This window comes from Deltaproteobacteria bacterium (genome assembly GCA_016178705.1).
Lineage (GTDB): Bacteria > Desulfobacterota > Binatia > HRBIN30 > JACQVA1 > JACOST01.
In genome coordinates this window covers 247224-265055 of record JACOST010000009.1, presented here as the reverse complement: position 1 = coordinate 265055, position 17832 = coordinate 247224, and the positions used below count along the sequence as shown (strand labels likewise).

The window sequence follows — 17832 nt, the reverse complement described above, 5'->3', positions numbered from 1 at the left end:
GCAACGGCTGCGCCCGCTGCTGCTTGCGGGCTTCGTGCTGGTGACGGCGTTGGCTGGCGTCGCGCTGTTTGCGCCTGTGCTGGCGCCGCACAGCCCCACAACCCAACGCCTCGATGAAGGGTTGCGGCCGCCATCACCCGACCATCCGTTCGGTCAAGATGCGCTCGGCCGAGATTTGCTGAGTCGCGTGATGTACGGGTCCCGCGTCTCGTTGTTCGTGGGGGTGGTGACCGCGTTGGTGTCAGTGGTGCTCGGCCTAGCGATGGGTCTGGCCGCGGGTTACTGCGGCGGTTGGGTCGACGAGATCTGTCTACGCGTGGTGGATGTGCTGCTCGCGTTTCCCGGTCTACTGCTAGCGATCGCAGTGTCGGCGGTGCTGGGTCCGAGTGTGCGCCACGTCGTGTTGGCGCTCTGCATGATGAGCTGGACCGGCTACGCTCGGATGGTGCGTGCCGAGGTGCTGTGGCTGCGCGAGCGCGAATTCGTCGCCGCGGCGCGCGGCCTCGGGGCGACGCCGCTGCGGATCATTGGCAGGCACCTCGCCCCACAAGTGCTCCCGTTGTTGGTGGTGCAGGCGACGTTTGGTTTGGCAGGCGCGGTGCTGGCGGAAGCCGGGCTGAGTTTTCTCGGGCTCGGCGTCCAGCCGCCGACGCCGTCGTGGGGCGCGATGATCAACGAGGCGCGCGCGTTCTTGCTGATCGCGCCACATCTGACGATCTTTCCCGGCCTCGCGTTGATCCTGACCGTCGCGGGGGTCTACGCGCTCGGTGACGGCCTGCGCGACGCGTTGGATGTGCGCGGCGACAGCTGATGCGTCACGCCGCGGCGGGAGGCTGCTGCACCGGAAGTCGCAGCACGAAAGTGGCCCCGTGGCCCGGTTCCGACTCGACGTGAAGCGATCCGTTGTGGCGGGCGACGATGCTGTACGAGACGCTCAAGCCCAAGCCGGTGCCCTTGCCGACGTCCTTCGTGGTGAAGAACGGGTCGAAGATGCGGGCTTGCGCGGCGGGTGCAATCCCGCCGCCGTCGTCACGCACGCTGATGGTGATCTCGGGCTGATCACTGGTGGTGGCCGAGGTGCTGACGCGCGTGGTCAGCCAGATATTGCCGGCGTTGCCGATCGCATCGGCGGCATTGGCGAGCAGGTTCATGAGCACCTGGTTGATCTGACCGGGTAGACATTCGATTTCCGGCACGTCGCCGAAGTCACGATGCACCGCGACGTGGTTTTTGAGCCGGTAGCTCAGCAGCGCCAGCGTGCTCTCGATGCACTGATGAACGTCGATGCGCCGCCAGCGATCGTACTCATCGCTGCGGGAGAACGTGCGCAGTTCGGTGACGATGCGTTTGGTGCGCTGAGCGCCCTCCTCGCAGTCGTTGAGGAGGCCGGGGAGGTCGGCGAGCAGTTCCGGGAGCCGCAACTCCTGCTTCAGCGTCGCGATCCGGTCGCGCGCGGCGGCGGGCAGGTCGGCGACATCATAGGCGTTGAGCAGTTGGGTGAGGCGATCCACATAGAGGCGCAGATGCTCGATGTTGGCGGAGACAAAACTGATCGGATTGTTCAGCTCGTGCGCGACCCCTGCAACCAGTTGCCCGAGCGCGTGCATCTTTTCCGATTGGATCAGATGCGCTTCGGTTTGCTTCAGACGCTCGTAGGCGGTCACGAGTTCACGGTTGGTGGTGCCTAGTTGCCCGACCGCCTCTTCGAGACGGCGGTTTTTCTCCGCCAGGTCACGCTCGCTGGTGCCGAGACGCTGTGAGATGTACCCGCCCAAGTAGACCAGCAGACCGAGTGCATAGAAAAAAAACGCCGACCAGACGACACGGTACACTGCGGAGTTCTCGATGGCGGGCGGGCCAACCGGCTGGCCAGGATAGACACCGAGGGCATCGGCCGTGAGCGCCGCGCCGAACAGTGCCACGGCCAGCCCTGCGGTCACCGCGGCGACTGCCGTGTCCACCAGCATCGCCGTGGCGAGCACCTGCAAGATGTACATACTGATGAACGGGCTGTGGACACCACCCGTGTGCAGGGTGACGTAGGTGATGCCGATGAGATCGACACTGAGCGCCGCGAGGGATACGGGCAACACCCACCGCCAGCGAGCGACACTCCAGTGATTGAGGGTGTTCATCACCGTGGCCACGCCGGCGGCGAGCACGCAGGGCTGCAGGGACACGAACAACCCCGCGGCGCGGGCCACCGCGCCAAGGCCGAGGAAGCCGACGATGACCAGCCAGCGCACGCGCACCGCCCAGCGCAGGCGATCGCGAAAGCTCGGATCGGTCATCGCGCGTAGCGAGGTGGCGAGCAGCGGCATGGTTGACAACTCAGTCGTCGTCAGCCGCGATGGAGCGGGACATGCCCGCGCCACCTGCCTTGACAAGGTGGGGGGTGCATATTACGTTTCGCGCCATCGCTACTCTGCGCTAAATCGCTCTGGATGGTCAAATAAAAATCTCAGCTCAGCGTCCAACCAGCGCAGAAGGAGTGTCCATGTCCAACGGCCTGAAGACCACCGTATTGCTCGGTCTGATGACTGGCCTGATCATGGCGATCGGCCAGTACGTGGGCGGCAGTCAAGGGATGACCATCGCGTTCGTGTTCGCCGCGATGATGAACTTCGGGAGCTACTGGTTTTCGGACAAGATCGTGTTGGCGATGTATGGCGCCCGCCCGGTCGATATGAACGAAGCGCCGGAGCTGTATCGCATCGTCAGCAATCTGTGCGCGCAAAGCGGCTTGCCGATGCCACGCGTGTACATCATCGCCTCCGACGCGCCGAACGCGTTTGCCACTGGTCGCAACCCGGAGCACGCGGCGGTGGCGGTGACCGAAGGCATCTTGCGCATCCTCACGCCGCAAGAGCTTGAAGCGGTGCTGGGGCACGAGCTCGGACATGTGAAGAACCGCGACATTCTGATTGGGTCGGTCGCCGCCACGCTGGCGGGTGTGGTGATGATGGTGGCAAACATGTTGCGCTGGGCAGCGATCTTCGGCGGTGTCCAGCGTGATGAACGCGAGGAGGGCGGCGGGGTGCTCGGGTTGCTCGCGATGACCATTCTGGCGCCGATTGCCGCAACGTTGATCCAGTTGGCCATTTCGCGCTCGCGCGAATTCGAGGCCGATGCCACCGGCGCACGCCTCACGCACAACCCGTTGGGGTTGGCCTCGGCGCTCGAGAAGCTCGAGATCGCTTCGCAGAGCATTCCGCTAGCGGCGAATCCTCAGACCGCGCACCTGTTCATCGTCAGCCCACTGACCGGCAAATCCTTCAGCCGGTTCTTTAGTACACATCCGCCGATGGAAGAGCGCATTCGCCGGCTCAGAGCGATGACGGCGTGACCCGACCCGAGTATGATCCCCCCTCGCCGCGCCGATTGCGTGTGGTAGCGAGCGTGGCGGCCGAATCTCTACGATGACTAGCGAAGACGAGGAAAAAGAAGCGCAGCGCGGATTCAAGGTGCAGGATCGGCGTCGCTTTGCGGAGTCTGGTGACACGCGGAGCGATACCGCCGATGCGGAGAGTGTGCCGCCACCTGCGCCCGCAGCGGAGCCGGTTGCTGACCCCGCGAGTGCGGAGGCGCCGGCAGACGTCGAGATGAATTTCTCTACGTTCATCGTCAGCCTCAGTACGCAGGCGCTGGCCTACTTGGGCGAGATCCCGAACCCGATCGACAACTCGGGCGCCACCGATCTGGGCGCCGCCCGACAGATGATCGACATTCTCGGTATCCTGCAGGAAAAGACCAAGGGCAATCTCGATAGCGCCGAACACAACCTGCTGGAGGGGATGTTGTACGACCTGCGCATGCGCTACGTTGAGTCCGCACGTCGGCGCTGAGCCCGCGGTGGCCCCGCTGCACATCTGCACTCGAGTTCAGTGAAGGAGGAGTCATGAGTTCGCACGAGCGGCCATCCCCCACGGGGAGCCGCGTTAGACGGTTGATTGTGGGCGCCTTGATGGGCAGCGCGCTCGTCGGCGCACCCGTCGCGCACGCCATCAGCTTCTGGGGCGAGAAAGAAGAAACGCCGAAGACCGACGCGGCGCCAGCACCGGCGGTCGGTGGTGCCCCCGCCCCTTCCGCGGCGTTGTCGGGATTGCCCGATTTCGCGCGGCTCGCCGAGCAACTCAGTCCTTCAGTCGTCAACATCTCGACCACCTCCACGGCAGAAGCGCCAACGCGACGCGGACCTGGCGGTCCGGGTGGACCAGGTGGTCCCGGTGGTCCGCGCAGTCCGTTCGGCGGCGGTGGGGGTGGCGGCGGCGGTGAAGGCGATCAGCCGCATGAGTTTTGGGAACCGTTCGAGCGGTTTTTCGGCCCGATGCCGCACCAACCGTTCAAGCAGAAGAGTTTGGGTTCCGGCTTCATCATCAATCGCGATGGGCTGATCTTGACCAATAACCACGTCGTCGAGAACGCCGAAGACATCGTTGTCCTGCTCACGACCGAGAAGGAATACAAGGCGAAGGTTGTCGGCCGCGATCCCAAGACAGATATCGCCGTGATCAAGATCGAGGGCGCGACCGACTTGGTGCCGGCGACGCTGGGAGATTCCGATGCGTTGCGCGTGGGTGAATGGGTGATGGCGATTGGCAGCCCCTTCGGGCTCGATCACAGCGTCACCGCCGGCATCGTCAGCGCCAAGAAGCGCTTCATCGGTCAAGGGAGCTACGACAACTTCATTCAAACCGACGCCGCCATCAATCCCGGTAACTCGGGCGGCCCGCTCATCAACTTGAAGGGTGAAGTGGTAGGCATCAATACCGCCATCTACAGCCGCTCCGGTGGCAGCATCGGCATCGGCTTCGCCACGCCGATCAACATCGCCAAGGAGGAGCTGCCCGAGTTGCAGGAAAAGGGGCGCGTCAGTCGCGGCTGGCTCGGCGTGCTGATTCAGAAGGTGACGCCGGAGATCGCCGAGTCGATGACCTTGGAAGACGCTCACGGTGCGTTGGTGGCTGACGTGATGAAGGATGGCCCGGCCGCGGCGGCCGGCATCAAAGTCGGCGACGTGATCGTCGAGTTCGACGGCAAGCCGATCAAAGACTCCAACGAGTTGCCATTGCAGGTCGCGCGGACGCCGATCGGCCGCAGCGTGCCGGTGAAACTCTTGCGCGGCAAGAAGACCGAAACGTTGTCGGTGAAAATCGGCGAGCTGAAAGAAGAAGAAGTCGCGGTGGCCGGCAAAGGCACGCAAGACTTCGGCCTCACGGTGCAACCGCTCACGCCGGAGATTGCCGAAAGCCTCGGCCTGGGTGAGGACATCAAAGGTGTGGTGGTCTCTGCGGTCGAACCTGGGAGCCCCGCGGATGATGCCGGACTGCGCCGCGGCGACGTCATCGTCGAGGTCAACCGCGAGCCGGTGAAGGACATCGCCTCGTATCGCAAGGCGCTCGAGGCTGGGAAGGGCAAGAGCCTGCTGTTCCTGGTGCGTCGCGGCGACAACACCATCTTCCTGGCAGTCAAACCGGGTAAGTAACCTGCGCAACCGCTAGCCGGGCCGGGAATCCCGAACGGATTCCCGGCCCGCTGGTTTCCGTCATGCTGCGACGGCTCATACTCGGCGTGCTGGTCCTGCTCGTCGGAGTCGTCGGCGTTGCCGCGATTCTCGCGGTGCCGTACTTCCGCCAACTCGACGCAGTCGTCGCGGAGAAGTTTGCCGGCAAGCGGTGGGACTTCCCGTCGAAGATCTACTCGGACTCGTGTCTCATCTTCGCCGGATTGGACCTCGATGGCATCGGCTTCACCGATCGTTTGCAACGCCTGAACTACCATGAAGTGAAGGGCGAGTTGACGCACCAGGGTGAGTTTGCGGTGGAGGGCAACACCACCGACATTTATCTGCACGACTTTCTGCTTGCGAGCGGGCTCCGCACTGGCGCGCGCATTCGCTTGCTGCGGAGCGGATCGACGGTGACTCGTATCGAGGGTCTCGACAGCCACGACGAACTGTTCGAGGTCGAGCTCGAACCTGAGCTGATCACCGGTTTGTACGAGAACATCTGGGAGGAGCGGCGCCTCGTCACTCTCGACGAAGTGCCGCCGTTGCTGGTGCGCGCGATCATGGCGATCGAAGATCAGCATTTCTACGAACACCACGGGGTCGATCCGCTCGGCATTGCGCGCGCGCTGTGGGTTAACCTGCGCAGTGGCCAGACCGTGCAGGGCGGCAGCACGCTGACGCAGCAACTGGTGAAGAATTTTCTCCTCACGCCGGAACGCAGCCTGAGTCGCAAGCTGAAGGAGTTCGCGATGGCGCTGGTGGTCGAGCGCCGCTACTCGAAGCGTGAGATCCTCGAAGCGTATCTCAACGAAATCTACCTCGGCCAGCGCGGGGCGCAGGGCATCTTCGGTGTATGGGAGGCCGCGAACTTCTACTTTGCCAAACCGCTCGCAGACCTGTCGGTGGCCGAGATGGCGTTACTCGCCGCGGTCATCAAGGCGCCCAATCGCTACTCGCCATTCCGCGATCCCGACCGCGCGCTGCGGCGGCGCAACTACGGCCTGTCGCTGATGCACACGCGGGGAGACATCACCGACGAGCAGTACGCGCACGCCATCGCCGAGCCGTTGCGTTTGGCCGCGCCCAAGCCCGCCGGTAACGACGCGCCCTACTTCGTCGACTTCCTGCGCCAAGAGTTGGCGCGCACCTACCCGGTGTCGGTCTTGACCTCGGAGGGTCTCAGCATTTTCACCACGCTCGACATGCAGATGCAGCGCGCGGCCGAAGCGACGCTGCGCCACGGCCTCGAGGAGCTGGAGAAGAACCACAAACGATTGCGCAGCGACAAGGCCAACGAAGCGCTGCAGGGTGCGCTGATCGCACTGCAGCCGCAGACCGGTGAGATCAAGGCGATGATGGGTGGGCGCGACTACCGCTCGACGCAGTTCAACCGCGTCGTGCAGTCGCAGCGGCAACCGGGTTCGGTGTTCAAACCGTTCGTCTACCTCACCGCATTCCTGCGCAGCGGCGACCGCGGTCCGGTCATTACGCCGGCCTCGACGCTCGACGACGAGCCGTTCGAGTGGGCGTTCGACAACCAGGTGTGGTCGCCGGCCAATTACAAGAACCGCTACTTCGGCCAAGTCAGCGTGCGCCACGCGCTCGAGTTCTCACTCAACGCGGCGACCTCGCATTTGGCGCGCGACCTCGGCATTCCCGCCGTGCGCGAGGTGGCGCAGCAACTCGGCATCACCAGCGACTTGCCAGCAGTGCCCTCGTTGGCCCTCGGCGCGGTGGAGGTGACCCCGCTGGAAATTGCGCGGGCGTATGGCGTGCTCGCCAATCAAGGCCTCAAGGCGACGCCGCTGTCGGTCAAACGCGTCCTCGATCGCAGCGGGACACCGATCGAGCGCAATCCGATCGCGGTCGAGCGCGTCGTCGATCCCGCGCCGGTGTATCTGCTCATCCATATAATGGAGGGGGTGCTCGATCACGGCACCGGCAGGGCGGCGCGTCGCCTCGGATTCAAACGCCCAGCCGCGGGAAAGACCGGCACCACCAACGACTACCACGACGCCTGGTTCGCGGGCTTTACGCCGGATCTGCTCGCCGTCGTCTGGGTCGGCTTCGATCAGAATAAACCGGTTGGCCTCGCCGGCGGCGAAGCCGCGTTGCCGATCTGGACGGACTTCATGAAGCGCGCGACCGCCGGGCGACCGGAGACGCCCTTTCTGCCGCCGCCGGGCGTCACGCTGGTCAACATCGACGATCTGAGCGGCGAGGTGGCGACGCCGAGTTGCGTCGAGGTGATTGAAGAAGCCTTTCTCACCGGCTACGAACCGACGCAGCCATGTCATCTACATCCCCTCGGCGAAGAAACACCCGGCGTTGCCCCGATTACCCATGCGCCTGACTACGTTGAGTGACCGACTGTCACTATTGGTTGTGTTCGCGCTGGCGAGCTGCCTGGCCCCGCCGCGGCCACAGCGCGAACGTCTCGCTGCCACGCCGCTGGTGGTGCGCACGCCCGCGGCCACCGCGACGCCAACCAACCCGCCGGCGGCCGACGAGGCGACACCCACCGCGACGGCGACGCCCGAGCAATCGCCGGAAGCGGAAGCGGAAGAGGAAGAGGTCGAGCCGCCGTCGCTGCTCCCCAAGATCACCGACGCCACGCGTCCGAACGTCGCCGCGTCGCTGCGCTTGATCGAGGACGGACGTACCCTGCTGGTGCAGGAAGACTACGATCACGCGTTGGATCGCCTCGAGCGCGCGCTCGCCATTGATCCGTCCAACGCTTACGGTTACTACTTTCTCGCCCGCGTTCACTACGAGAAGCACAACTATGATCAGACCATCGCATTTGCCGACAAGGCTGCGCTGCTCAGCGCCCGCGATGATCGCCCGTGGGCCGCGCGCGCGTACGCGTTGCAGGGCGCGGCGTTCGAGGCGGTCGGCCGCTTCCCCGATGCCCGCGCCGCCTATCGCAAAGCCCTCGCGATGGATCCGCACAGCGGCGCTGCCTCCGCCGGCATCACTCGGCTGGGAGGGAATGCGACGGCACCGTGACCCATGATCGTCCTCGGCATTGAAAGCTCGTGTGACGATACCGCCGCCGCGGTCTTGGTCGATCGTGAAGTGCGATCGAGTGTGGTGGCATCGCAGGATGCCGTCCACCAGAAATACGGCGGCATCGTGCCGGAGCTGGCGTCGCGCTCACACCTGCGCGCGATTGTTCCGGTGATCGAACAGGCGCTGAGCCAGGCCCACGTGACGCTGGCGGATGTCAACGGCATCGCAGTCACAGCGGGACCGGGGCTCGTGGGATCGCTGCTCGTCGGACTGAGCACGGCGAAGGCGATCGCCTTCGCGCGCCGGTTGCCGCTGGTCGGCGTCAATCATCTCGAAGGTCATCTGCTCTCACCGCAACTCGAAGGCGAGGTGGCGTTCCCGTATCTGGTGTTGTTGGTTTCGGGTGGCCACACCAGCGTGTACTGGGCCGAGGGATACGGCCGCTATCGCTGTCTCGGTCTGACGCGCGATGACGCGGCCGGCGAGGCGTTCGACAAGGTTGCGAAGATTCTCGGCCTAGGCTTTCCCGGCGGCCGCGCGATTGACGAGCTTGCACGCACCGGCGATCGTGAGGCGATCCGCTTTCCGCGCGCGCGCATCAAGCCCGGGCGCAGCGGGCGACTATTCGACTTCAGCTTCAGCGGGCTCAAGACCGCGGTGTGGCAATACGTGCGTGATCAGGCGCTCGTGGGCGACGCGATCGCCGCCGTTGCCGCGAGCTTTCAGGAAGCGGTCGTCGATCAGTTGCTCGACACCACGCTGGCGGCGGCCAACGACGTGGGCGCGCACCGGCTGGTGATTGCCGGCGGTGTGGCGGCGAACTCGCGCTTGCGTGAACGCGCGCTCGCGGCTGGCGCGAAATTCGGGCTCGCCGTGAGCATGCCGTCGTTTCGCTATTGCACCGACAATGCCGCGATGATCGCCTACGCCGGCGGGTGGCGCTTGGCGCGCGGCGACTGCGATCCCTTCACGCTCAACGCCGCGGCGGATCTGGAGCTGTAGTGCCGCGTCACGCAGGCGCGACGCCCCGCGGCAAGTTACGACGCGAACTGGCCGCCATCGACCGGCGTCCGCGCAAACGGCTGGCGCAACACCTGCTCGCCGATCCCGGCGTCATTCGTCGCATTGTTGATTTGGCGCACTTGACGGGCACGCAATCCGTGCTCGAAATCGGACCTGGCCTGGGCGCATTGACGGACGAACTGGCGCGACGTTGCCGCCGCTTGTGTCTGATCGAACTCGACCGGGACTTCGCAGCGCGGTTGCGTGAGCGCTTCGCCGACCACACGCACGTGACGGTGGTCGAGCGCGACGTGCTCAAGGCCGATCTGCGCGCGCTGTGCGTCGCGCCGACCATCGTCGTCGCCAATCTGCCGTACAACATCTCGACACCGGTGCTGTTCCAGCTGCTCGATTGCGCCGATCTGTTCTCCAAACTGGTGCTGATGCTGCAGCGCGAAGTCGCCGATCGCATTCGTTCACAAGCGGGCGACGACGCGTACGGCGCGCTGTCGGTGCTGGTGCAGTTTCGGGCGCACGTGCGTCACGGTGTGTACGTCGATCCCGCCGCCTTCGTGCCGCGTCCCAAGGTGCAGTCGGAGGTCATCGTCGTCGAACCGTACGCGACGCCGCCGATTTCGGTGCGCGACCCGTCGATGTTGCGGCGCGTGGTGCGGGCCGCGTTCCAGCAACGCCGCAAGCAACTCGTCAATTCACTGGGCGCTGCGTTAGCGGACCCGGCGGGTGTGTTGGCCGCGGTCGGCATTGACTACAAGCGGCGAGCCGAAACGGTGACGCTCGAAGAGTTCGCTCAACTCGCCGACGCCGCTACGCCGTTGGGATAGCATCCGCCGATGCCCGAGTTGCCTGAAGTCGAGACCGTGCGCCGGTCGTTGCTGCCGCGCGTGGTGGGGCGGCGCATCGTTGCGGTGAAGATTCGCGAACGGCGGCTGCGCCGTCCAATTCAGCGAGACTTCGCGGCGCGCCTGATCGGCCGGCGTATCGATGATGTCGAGCGACGGGCAAAGTATCTGCTATTTCATCTCGACAACGGCGACCGCGTGCTCGCCCATTTGGGGATGAGTGGTGCGCTACTGGTGCGCGACGCCATCGCTACCGCGGAGCGGCACGACCACGTGCGCGTACGCTTGCACGACGGCACCGAGCTGGTCTTCAACGATCCGCGCCGCTTCGGTCTGCTTGAGGTCGGCAGTGCCGCCGATGTTGACGAGTGGAAAGAGCTCACCGTACTCGGCCCCGATCCGCTCGATCCGGCGTTCACCGCGGAGCAATTCGATGCGCTGCTGCGGCGCTGTAAGCGCGCGATCAAGAATCTGCTCATCGATCAGGCGGTGCTCGGCGGCGTGGGGAACATTTACGCCAACGAAGCGCTGTTCCGCGCGCGCATTCGCCCGACACGTCGCTCGCAGCGCATTCGGCGGACCGAAGTTGAACCGCTCTTCGACGCGTTGCGCGCCGTGCTGAACGAAGCGGTCGATCTCGGCGGCAGCTCGATCTCGGACTATCGCGATGGCGACGGACGCCCCGGCTATTTCCAGTTGCGCTTGCGCGTCTACGACCGCTCTGGCGAACCGTGCCTCGACTGTGGCGCGACGATCCGGCGGGTGGTGCAGAGTGGCCGCGGCAGTTTCTACTGCCCGCGCTGTCAGCGGTAGGGCTTCGGCGAGTTTCCGCTGTTCGTCGGCCCGGTGCTCGTGCTAGGAAAGCGGCCCGGTCATTGGAGGCGAAGTGATGGCGTACTACGAACGGCTGAGTGCCTTGGACGCATCGTTCTTGGGGATCGAAGACGGCAATTGCCACATGCATGTGGGCGGCGTGTTGATTTTCGACGCGGCTCCGCTTCGGTTGCCCGCCGGCGGCATCGATATCGATCGCATTCGCCGCGCGATTCATGCGCGCCTGCATCTTGTGCCGCGCTTCCGCCAACGCTTGGCGCACATTCCGTACGAGCAGATCCCGATCTGGATCGACGACGATCGCTTCCGTCTGGCCTACCACGTGCGGCACACCGCGCTCCCGCAACCGGGCGACGAACGGGTGTTGAAGCGCTTGGTAGGGCGCATCATGTCGCAGCCGCTCGATCGCAAGCGGCCGCTGTGGGAGATGTGGGTGGTCGAAGGGTTGGACGGCGATCGCTTCGCGCTGGTGAGCAAGACCCATCACTGCATGATCGACGGCATCTCGGGGGCGGATCTGATGTCGGTGATCATGGATCCGAATCCGGACGCGGAAGTGGGTGTGCCGCAAGAGTGGCGGCCGCGGCGGGCGCCGACCCGCACGCGCCTGATCATCGACGAAGCGGTGCGTCGCGTCGGGCAACCCGTCGAGGCATTGCGCGCGGCTTACGACATCGTCCGCGAGCCGGCGATGCGGCTGCGCGAGATTGCCGAATCGGCGGCGGGTGTGGTCGAGGCCTTCGCGCCGGCACTCAATCCCGGGTCGCCGTCGCCGCTCAACGTCGAGGTGGGGCCGTATCGGCGCTTCGATTGGACGGAAATGAAGGTCGCTGACTTGAAGGCGGTGAAGAATGAGCTGGGCGGCACGCTCAACGATGTCGTGTTGGCAACAGTGAGCGGCGCCCTGCGAACATTCTTCGCGCAACGCGGGTTGGATCCCGGCGAGCTGGACATTCGCGCGATGATTCCGGTCAGCGTGCGGACGAGTGACGAGCGCGGCCACCTTGGCAACCGAGTAACCCAACTCACCGCGCCGCTGCCGGTGCGCTTGGCTGATCCGGTCGAGCGGCTGCGCGCGGTGCACGCAACAACGGCGGGCCTGAAGGAATCCAAGCAAGCCTTGGGCGGTGAAGTGCTCACCGCGATTGGCGAGTGGACTGTTCCCAATCTGCTCGTGCAAGCGGTGCGGCTGGCGTCGCGGGCGCGGCCGTACAACTTGATCGTGACCAACGTGCCGGGGCCGCAGATTCCGCTCTACATGCAGGGGGCGACGATGCGCACGTCGTATCCCGTTGTACCGGTGTTCGAGAATCTCGCGCTGGTGGTGGGTCTGTTCAGTTACAACGGAGGACTCTACTGGGGCGTCAACGCGGATTGGGAGCAGATCCCCGATCTGCACGATTTCATCGTTGCGCTCGAGTCGTCGTTCAAAGAGTTGCAGGTGGCGGCGCAGAAGGCCGCGTCGCGTTCCGCGGCGGCGTCGGCGCGTAAGCGTGCCCGTGCGGCGGGAGCGAAGACGGTACCGCCGGCGCAGGCCGCGAGCTAGCCGCGATCGCTCAGCGCGGCGCGAGCCCTTCGATCGTCGCGCGAATGGCTTCGGGATCGAAGGCGAGCGGACTGATGATGGTTGTCGTCACCCCGGCGGCGACGAACTCGGCGATGCGCTCGCGACATTCTTCGAGCGAGCCGAAGATTCCGAGGCTGTCGACGAAGCGATCGGTCATGCCTTTGCGGGTCATCTCGCGGTCGCCGGTCTTGAATCCCTTGGCGATCAACGCGGCTTCTTCTTCGAAGCCGTACCAGGCCGCAAATTTATTGTAGACCGGCGTCGCGAAGTAGCCGGTCAAGCCGGCGCGAAACACTTCGCGCGCCCCGTTCTTGTCGTTGGTGACCAAGACTTGGTGGCGGCATACCACCTCGAATCGCGCCGCGTCTTTGCCAGCGCGCCGCGCACCGACGGCGACGTGCTTGAGCATGGTCGGCAGCGCCGCAGCGGGAAAGAGATTCACCACAACTCCGTCGCCGACCTCGCCCGCGACTTCGAGCATCGGCGGGCGCAGGGCGCCGACGTAGATCGGCACCGAGCCGGCGGGCGGCGCCATCAGGCGGTAGCCCTGAGTGTGGAGTGTTGTGCCGTTGAATTTGAGCTTCTCGCCCGCCAGCATCGCGCGCACGATCTGCACGGTTTCGCGCACGCGGGTGACGGGCTTGTGAAACGGCGTGCCGTGCCAGTTCTCGACGATCGCGTGGCTCGACGAGCCGAGGCCAAGAATGAAACGACCGGGTGCCAGTTGCGACACGGTGCCGCTGGCGGCGGCGATGGTCGCCGGGGTTCGAATGTAAACAGGTGACACCGCAAGTCCGATGCGCGCGGTGGCGGTGACTTGCGCGACCGCGCCGGCGAGCACGAACGGATCGGCGCCGCCGGTTTCGGCGATCCAGATGCTTTCGTAGCCGAGTTGCTCGGAGCGTCGCGCCCAATCGAGACAGGCGGGTACGTTTGGTGGTAGGGGCAAGCTCAGCGCCAATTTTCCCAGGTTCATCGATGTCTCCTTCGGCGGGTCGCGGTAGACGGAACAAAATGCGCGTCGTTTGGCAAGTGAAATTGTGTTGGCCGCGCAGCAAAATGGCGCCGCGTCGCTTGCAAAGGCGTCGCCCATCACGCATACGAAACATCCTCAAGTGCGCCCGCTGTGTGCGCGGGCAATCGAACGGTTATGAGGTTGCGCGGAAAGAGGTACGGATGACGGGGGAGAGATGGCGCACCGGTCGGCGGTGGTCCTGGTCGGGGCCACTGCTGGCGGTGCTCCTGAGCGTCACGAGTGTCTCGCGCGCCCACGCGCTGGGCGGTGATGCGAACTGCGACGGCGTCGTAGACCAACGCGACCTTGGCGCCGTCGTCACCGCCATCTTCAACGGTAGTGTGTGCGCCGCCTCGGATGTGAACCAAGACGGCCGCAATAGCAGCCCCGACTTGACGGCACTGGAGGTTCTACTCACCACGACGCCGCCAACGGCGACTTCGACTAGCACCCCATCGTCAACCGCGAGCGCCACGGCGTCCGCGACCGGCACGTCGAGCGTCACGCCTCCGCACACGGCGACACCGACCGGATCCGAAACCATCACGTCGTCGCCGACGGCTACTGACTCGGTGACACCAAGTCACACGTTGACCCCGGCGCATTCACTGACTCCGAGCGACACGCCGACTGCGACGGTGTCGCTCTCGCCGAATGAGTCCGCGACGCCGACACTCACGCCGGTACCATCAGAGACACCGACACCGAGCGCGACCTCGACCACGACGCCGTCGATCTCGCCGACGGCCACCCAAGGGATCAGTGCGACACCGACACGCACCGGCACAGTGACGCGCACATCGACGCTCACCGGAACGCCAACGCGGTCAGCCGTGCTTACGTTTACGCCGACGCCGACGCTGACCAGGACGTTCACGGCAACGCCGAGTCTGACGAGCACCCGCACATCGACGCGCACACCATCGATCACCGCGACGCCGACGATCACCGATACGCCGGGGCCGCCGACGCCGACACCAACCGATACCAAGACGCGGACGTTTACTCTGACGTTGACCCCGTCGCTGACTCCTACATTCACCCGAACTCCCACGATCACGCGGACCGAGACGATCACGCGCACGCCGACTGATACGCCCACTCAAACGGTCACCCCTACGGAGACGCCCTTCGGCACCCCTGCGGACACCGCCACTGTTACGCGCACGCCGACGCGGACCGCGACTGCGACCGGTACGGAGACCGGTACGGCGACGGCAACCGCGACGAGTTCGCCCAGCCGCACCGGAACGGGCACGAAGACCGTGACAAATACCGCGACGCCATCCGCAACAGGCAGCGCCACCGCTTCGGCCAGCGCGACCGTGACGCGCACGTCGACGCGGACGGTCACGCAAACATTACCACCGTCGCCGACGCTCACGCGCACCGCAACGCGCACGACGACCGAAACGTTTACGCCGTTCCCAACATTGACGGAAACTCGCACGCGCACTCAGACCGCGACGCGCAGCGGTACCCGCACCGCCACCGACACGCCGGTTCCGACGGCAACCGTTACCACCACTCCGACACGCACATCGAAGGATACGCGTACCCCGACGCAGAGCGCCACAATCACGTGGACCGCGAGCCCGACGAAGACGACAACCGAGACAGTGACAGCGACGCTCACGCTGGTGCCGACCGCGACGCGAACGCAAACATTCACCCGCACGCCGTCCTCGACACCGAGCGCAACCGGGACGCGCACCACGACCCCGACACGCACGGTTACGCCGACGCGCACGCCGACGCCGCCACAGGCGGGCCCGCGCATCGGATTTTTTGGTATCTACCGCCCCGATGGTTGCGCGCTTGGCTGCCAAGAAGCCGCCTGCTGCAGCGGGACACCAACGGCCACACCGGAGTTCGTCGGCAACGTGCGTGTGTTCACGGTCCGCGACGAGCGCGCCGGGATCATCGTGGTGGAAGGGTTCCCGAAACCCGGCAGTCCGTCCGTCGGAACCTCGTTGGTCGCACAGAGCGCAACGTCGCCTTACGATCGGCCCGATTTGCAGATTCAATCGAACAACAAACTTGGCCCCGGCAGCACGGCGTCGTGCGTAATCAACGGCATCATCCCGGCGATTCCGACCCCGGCGTTCACCGATGGCGATGCCGCGATCACGAACGCGCTGAAAGTGTTCGCATGCCGATTCGCCACGCAAGTCCCGAGCACCGCGTGCACGCGCGATCCATTCGGCAACCCTTCCATCGTCAATCCACTTTCCACGGCGCAGTTCTGCGATGCCGTCGATACGCTACAGCGCTTCCCGGTCGGCGACACATTGCTCACGGTGCAGTTGCGCGACGATCCGCCTCCGGCGGGGCCGGGGGGCGCGAGCCCGAACTTTGGGCCGACCGCTCAGATCATCGTCCGCGTGCTCCCGTCGCCAACCCCGGGCCCATGATGGCGGCACGGCGTTCGGTGCGAGATTTTATTGACAACGTGGGCGAGATCGACCATAAGGTCGCGCTAACGGTGCGTCTGCAGGTTTGACGGTGAGGTGGTGCGAGGATGATCCGAAGGTGGACGGCTTTTCTTTTTTCTCTTGACACGTTAGGGCAAATGAGCGATACAGCGTTAGCATTTTTCCGGGGGCGACGGTCGCCAACCCGGGATGCGTTGATGGCGTACTGACGAAAAGGAGGCGTGCGATGCGTGTGCTGAAGCGAAATCCTTGGCTGACCGGCCTGGGAACCGTGCTGTCACTGCTGGGGCTATGGTGGGGCAGCGCCCAAGCCGACGCCACCACCGACCAACTGGCGTCGGTGCTGTTCTTTCCGAAGGTAATCGCGGATGGGACGCGCGACACCCTCATTCAGATTACGAACAGCACCTCGATGGTGCAGACGATCCACTGCGAGTACATCAACGGCAGTGGTCGCTGCAGCGTCAACGGAAACATCTGCTCGGTAAACGCGGACTGCCCGGCCGGCCAGGCCTGCGACGCGATCCAGGGCGTGACTTGGGGTCTTTCGGACTTCGAATTTAGCCTGACGCGCCAACAGCCGTTCGTGTGGCGCGCTTCAACCGGTCGCCAGCCGAACGATCCGTCGGACACGTTCAGCCCGGGTGAATGCCAGGCGGATGGCCTCAGCCAGAAGTGCCCCGGCAGCACGGACGATATCACCTCGGCAATCTCGCCCACGGCCGCTGGCTTCCGCGGACAGTTGGTTTGCTACACGACCGACGGTGCAAGCGACAATCCGTTGGGAGCCGACGCCATCCACGGTGAGGCGATGATCGAAACCCTCGGACAGACTCAGATCAGCCAATACAATGCGATCGGAATCGTCTCTCTCGATCCGGTTACCAGTGGCGCGATCGTCATGGATGGCTCGGAGTACAATGCCTGTCCTGAATCGCTGACGCTCACTCATTACGCCGACGGCGCCACCGATCTTGTTGCGGGTGCGCCATCGACGGTAAAGACGGAGATCACACTGGTGCCGTGTACCATTGATATCGAGAACGCCAGACCGACGACAGTCGCGGCCCAGTTCGCGATCTTCGACGAGTTCGAAAATCACTTCGGCGGCAGCCGTTCCGCCTCGGTCACCTTCACCTGCTGGTACAACAACACGCTTGGACGGATCAACACCAACTTCACCGTTGGCACGCTGGGCAGCTCGTTTGCGAAGACGACCGTCCGACCTGCGAACGGCTTACGCTGTACAACTAACACCACGATCGTTTGCACCGACGATGCGGATTGCGGCGGTAACGGGGGCGAGTTCAATACCTGCCGCGCGACCTCGGGCATCTTGGCGGTGGCGGAAGAGTTCCACAACGCCAATTCCATCAATACTACGCGCATCGGGGTCGACGCGATCAATCTGCACTTCTCAGCCGGCAATCGCGGCCGTTGCCTGGTTCCGAATGTCGGCCTAACCGACGTGAACTGCATCACCGATGGCGACTGCGATCCTGGCCAGGTGTGCGCCACCGATACCATAAACACCCTGGCGACCCCGTGACGGGCCTGATTGTGGCAACCATGAGACACGGGTCCTGCAGAGAAAGGAG

18 protein-coding genes are annotated in these 17832 nt (G+C 64.8%); 12 read left to right on the top strand and 6 right to left on the bottom strand.

Annotated features, from left to right (window positions below; genetic code table 11):
• The first annotated feature begins 16 nt into the window (after positions 1-16).
• Complete coding sequence (locus HYR72_05445) at positions 17-811, top strand: ABC transporter permease (protein MBI1814401.1); 795 nt, start codon at positions 17-19, stop codon at positions 809-811.
• Positions 812-815: 4 nt separating this feature from the next.
• Here the strand turns inward: HYR72_05445 and HYR72_05440 are convergent, their stop codons facing one another.
• Entirely contained in the window at positions 816-2321 is a 1506-nt protein-coding gene (locus tag HYR72_05440; GenBank protein MBI1814400.1) for a hypothetical protein, read from the bottom strand.
• Between the two features lie 176 nt (positions 2322-2497).
• Between HYR72_05440 and htpX the strand changes: the two genes are divergently transcribed.
• From htpX to HYR72_05395, 9 genes are all read left to right on the top strand, one after another.
• Entirely contained in the window at positions 2498-3346 is an 849-nt protein-coding gene (htpX, locus tag HYR72_05435) for a zinc metalloprotease HtpX (GenBank protein ID MBI1814399.1), read from the top strand.
• Positions 3347-3602: 256 nt separating this feature from the next.
• Positions 3603-3845, top strand: coding sequence for a DUF1844 domain-containing protein (locus HYR72_05430; protein ID MBI1814398.1), 243 nt, complete (start codon positions 3603-3605; stop codon positions 3843-3845).
• Positions 3846-3898: 53 nt separating this feature from the next.
• Entirely contained in the window at positions 3899-5485 is a 1587-nt protein-coding gene (locus tag HYR72_05425; GenBank protein MBI1814397.1) for a DegQ family serine endoprotease, read from the top strand.
• 62 nt (positions 5486-5547) lie between these two features.
• Positions 5548-7875: a PBP1A family penicillin-binding protein gene (locus tag HYR72_05420; GenBank protein ID MBI1814396.1), complete on the top strand. Its 2328-nt coding sequence runs from the start codon at positions 5548-5550 to the stop codon at positions 7873-7875.
• A complete protein-coding gene (locus HYR72_05415; protein MBI1814395.1) occupies positions 7853-8518 on the top strand; it encodes a tetratricopeptide repeat protein in 666 nt (221 codons plus the stop codon). The genes HYR72_05420 and HYR72_05415 overlap by 23 nt, the downstream gene beginning before the upstream one ends.
• A gap of 3 nt (positions 8519-8521) precedes the next feature.
• Positions 8522-9523, top strand: a complete 1002-nt coding sequence (tsaD, locus tag HYR72_05410) for a tRNA (adenosine(37)-N6)-threonylcarbamoyltransferase complex transferase subunit TsaD (protein ID MBI1814394.1) — start codon at positions 8522-8524, stop codon at positions 9521-9523.
• Entirely contained in the window at positions 9523-10365 is an 843-nt protein-coding gene (gene rsmA, locus HYR72_05405) for a 16S rRNA (adenine(1518)-N(6)/adenine(1519)-N(6))-dimethyltransferase RsmA (protein ID MBI1814393.1), read from the top strand. Before tsaD ends, rsmA begins: the two co-directional genes overlap by 1 nt.
• A gap of 9 nt (positions 10366-10374) precedes the next feature.
• Positions 10375-11196 carry a bifunctional DNA-formamidopyrimidine glycosylase/DNA-(apurinic or apyrimidinic site) lyase gene (gene mutM / locus HYR72_05400; protein MBI1814392.1) on the top strand — a complete coding sequence of 274 codons (822 nt, stop codon included), beginning with the start codon at positions 10375-10377 and terminating at the stop codon, positions 11194-11196.
• A 76-nt stretch (positions 11197-11272) separates the two neighbouring features.
• Positions 11273-12763 carry a wax ester/triacylglycerol synthase family O-acyltransferase gene (locus HYR72_05395; protein ID MBI1814391.1) on the top strand — a complete coding sequence of 497 codons (1491 nt, stop codon included), beginning with the start codon at positions 11273-11275 and terminating at the stop codon, positions 12761-12763.
• A 10-nt stretch (positions 12764-12773) separates the two neighbouring features.
• On the opposite strand, the gene HYR72_05390 is transcribed toward HYR72_05395, so the two are convergent.
• The 5 genes from HYR72_05390 to HYR72_05370 form a co-directional block, all read right to left on the bottom strand.
• Positions 12774-13760 carry an LLM class F420-dependent oxidoreductase gene (locus HYR72_05390; protein ID MBI1814390.1) on the bottom strand — a complete coding sequence of 329 codons (987 nt, stop codon included), beginning with the start codon at positions 13758-13760 and terminating at the stop codon, positions 12774-12776.
• Positions 13761-13932: 172 nt separating this feature from the next.
• Positions 13933-14346 carry a hypothetical protein gene (locus HYR72_05385; protein MBI1814389.1) on the bottom strand — a complete coding sequence of 138 codons (414 nt, stop codon included), beginning with the start codon at positions 14344-14346 and terminating at the stop codon, positions 13933-13935.
• A 36-nt stretch (positions 14347-14382) separates the two neighbouring features.
• On the bottom strand, positions 14383-14901 hold the full coding sequence (locus tag HYR72_05380) for a hypothetical protein (protein MBI1814388.1): 519 nt from the start codon (positions 14899-14901) through the stop codon (positions 14383-14385).
• Positions 14902-15249, bottom strand: a complete 348-nt coding sequence (locus tag HYR72_05375) for a hypothetical protein (protein MBI1814387.1) — start codon at positions 15247-15249, stop codon at positions 14902-14904.
• 6 nt (positions 15250-15255) lie between these two features.
• Positions 15256-15435, bottom strand: a complete 180-nt coding sequence (locus tag HYR72_05370) for a hypothetical protein (protein ID MBI1814386.1) — start codon at positions 15433-15435, stop codon at positions 15256-15258.
• On the opposite strand from HYR72_05370, the gene HYR72_05365 reads away from it, so the two are divergent.
• Complete coding sequence (locus HYR72_05365; GenBank protein MBI1814385.1) at positions 15419-16213, top strand: hypothetical protein; 795 nt, start codon at positions 15419-15421, stop codon at positions 16211-16213. The genes HYR72_05370 and HYR72_05365 overlap by 17 nt on opposite strands.
• A gap of 247 nt (positions 16214-16460) precedes the next feature.
• Positions 16461-17783 carry a hypothetical protein gene (locus tag HYR72_05360; GenBank protein MBI1814384.1) on the top strand — a complete coding sequence of 441 codons (1323 nt, stop codon included), beginning with the start codon at positions 16461-16463 and terminating at the stop codon, positions 17781-17783.
• Positions 17784-17832 lie beyond the last annotated feature (49 nt).

Excerpts from the sequence above, each read along its gene's own strand:
- tsaD (MBI1814394.1), top strand. The coding sequence starts at position 8,522 with ATGATCGTCCTCGGCATTGAAAGCTCGTGTGACGATACCGCCGCCGCG.
- mutM (MBI1814392.1), top strand. The coding sequence starts at position 10,375 with ATGCCCGAGTTGCCTGAAGTCGAGACCGTGCGCCGGTCGTTGCTGCCG.
- HYR72_05440 (MBI1814400.1), bottom strand. The coding sequence starts at position 2,321 with ATGCCGCTGCTCGCCACCTCGCTACGCGCGATGACCGATCCGAGCTTT.
- HYR72_05430 (MBI1814398.1), top strand. The coding sequence starts at position 3,603 with ATGAATTTCTCTACGTTCATCGTCAGCCTCAGTACGCAGGCGCTGGCC.
- HYR72_05420 (MBI1814396.1), top strand. The coding sequence starts at position 5,548 with ATGCTGCGACGGCTCATACTCGGCGTGCTGGTCCTGCTCGTCGGAGTC.
- HYR72_05395 (MBI1814391.1), top strand. The coding sequence starts at position 11,273 with ATGGCGTACTACGAACGGCTGAGTGCCTTGGACGCATCGTTCTTGGGG.
- HYR72_05360 (MBI1814384.1), top strand. The coding sequence starts at position 16,461 with ATGCGTGTGCTGAAGCGAAATCCTTGGCTGACCGGCCTGGGAACCGTG.
- htpX (MBI1814399.1), top strand. The coding sequence starts at position 2,498 with ATGTCCAACGGCCTGAAGACCACCGTATTGCTCGGTCTGATGACTGGC.
- HYR72_05425 (MBI1814397.1), top strand. The coding sequence starts at position 3,899 with ATGAGTTCGCACGAGCGGCCATCCCCCACGGGGAGCCGCGTTAGACGG.
- HYR72_05390 (MBI1814390.1), bottom strand. The coding sequence starts at position 13,760 with ATGAACCTGGGAAAATTGGCGCTGAGCTTGCCCCTACCACCAAACGTA.
- HYR72_05415 (MBI1814395.1), top strand. The coding sequence starts at position 7,853 with ATGCGCCTGACTACGTTGAGTGACCGACTGTCACTATTGGTTGTGTTC.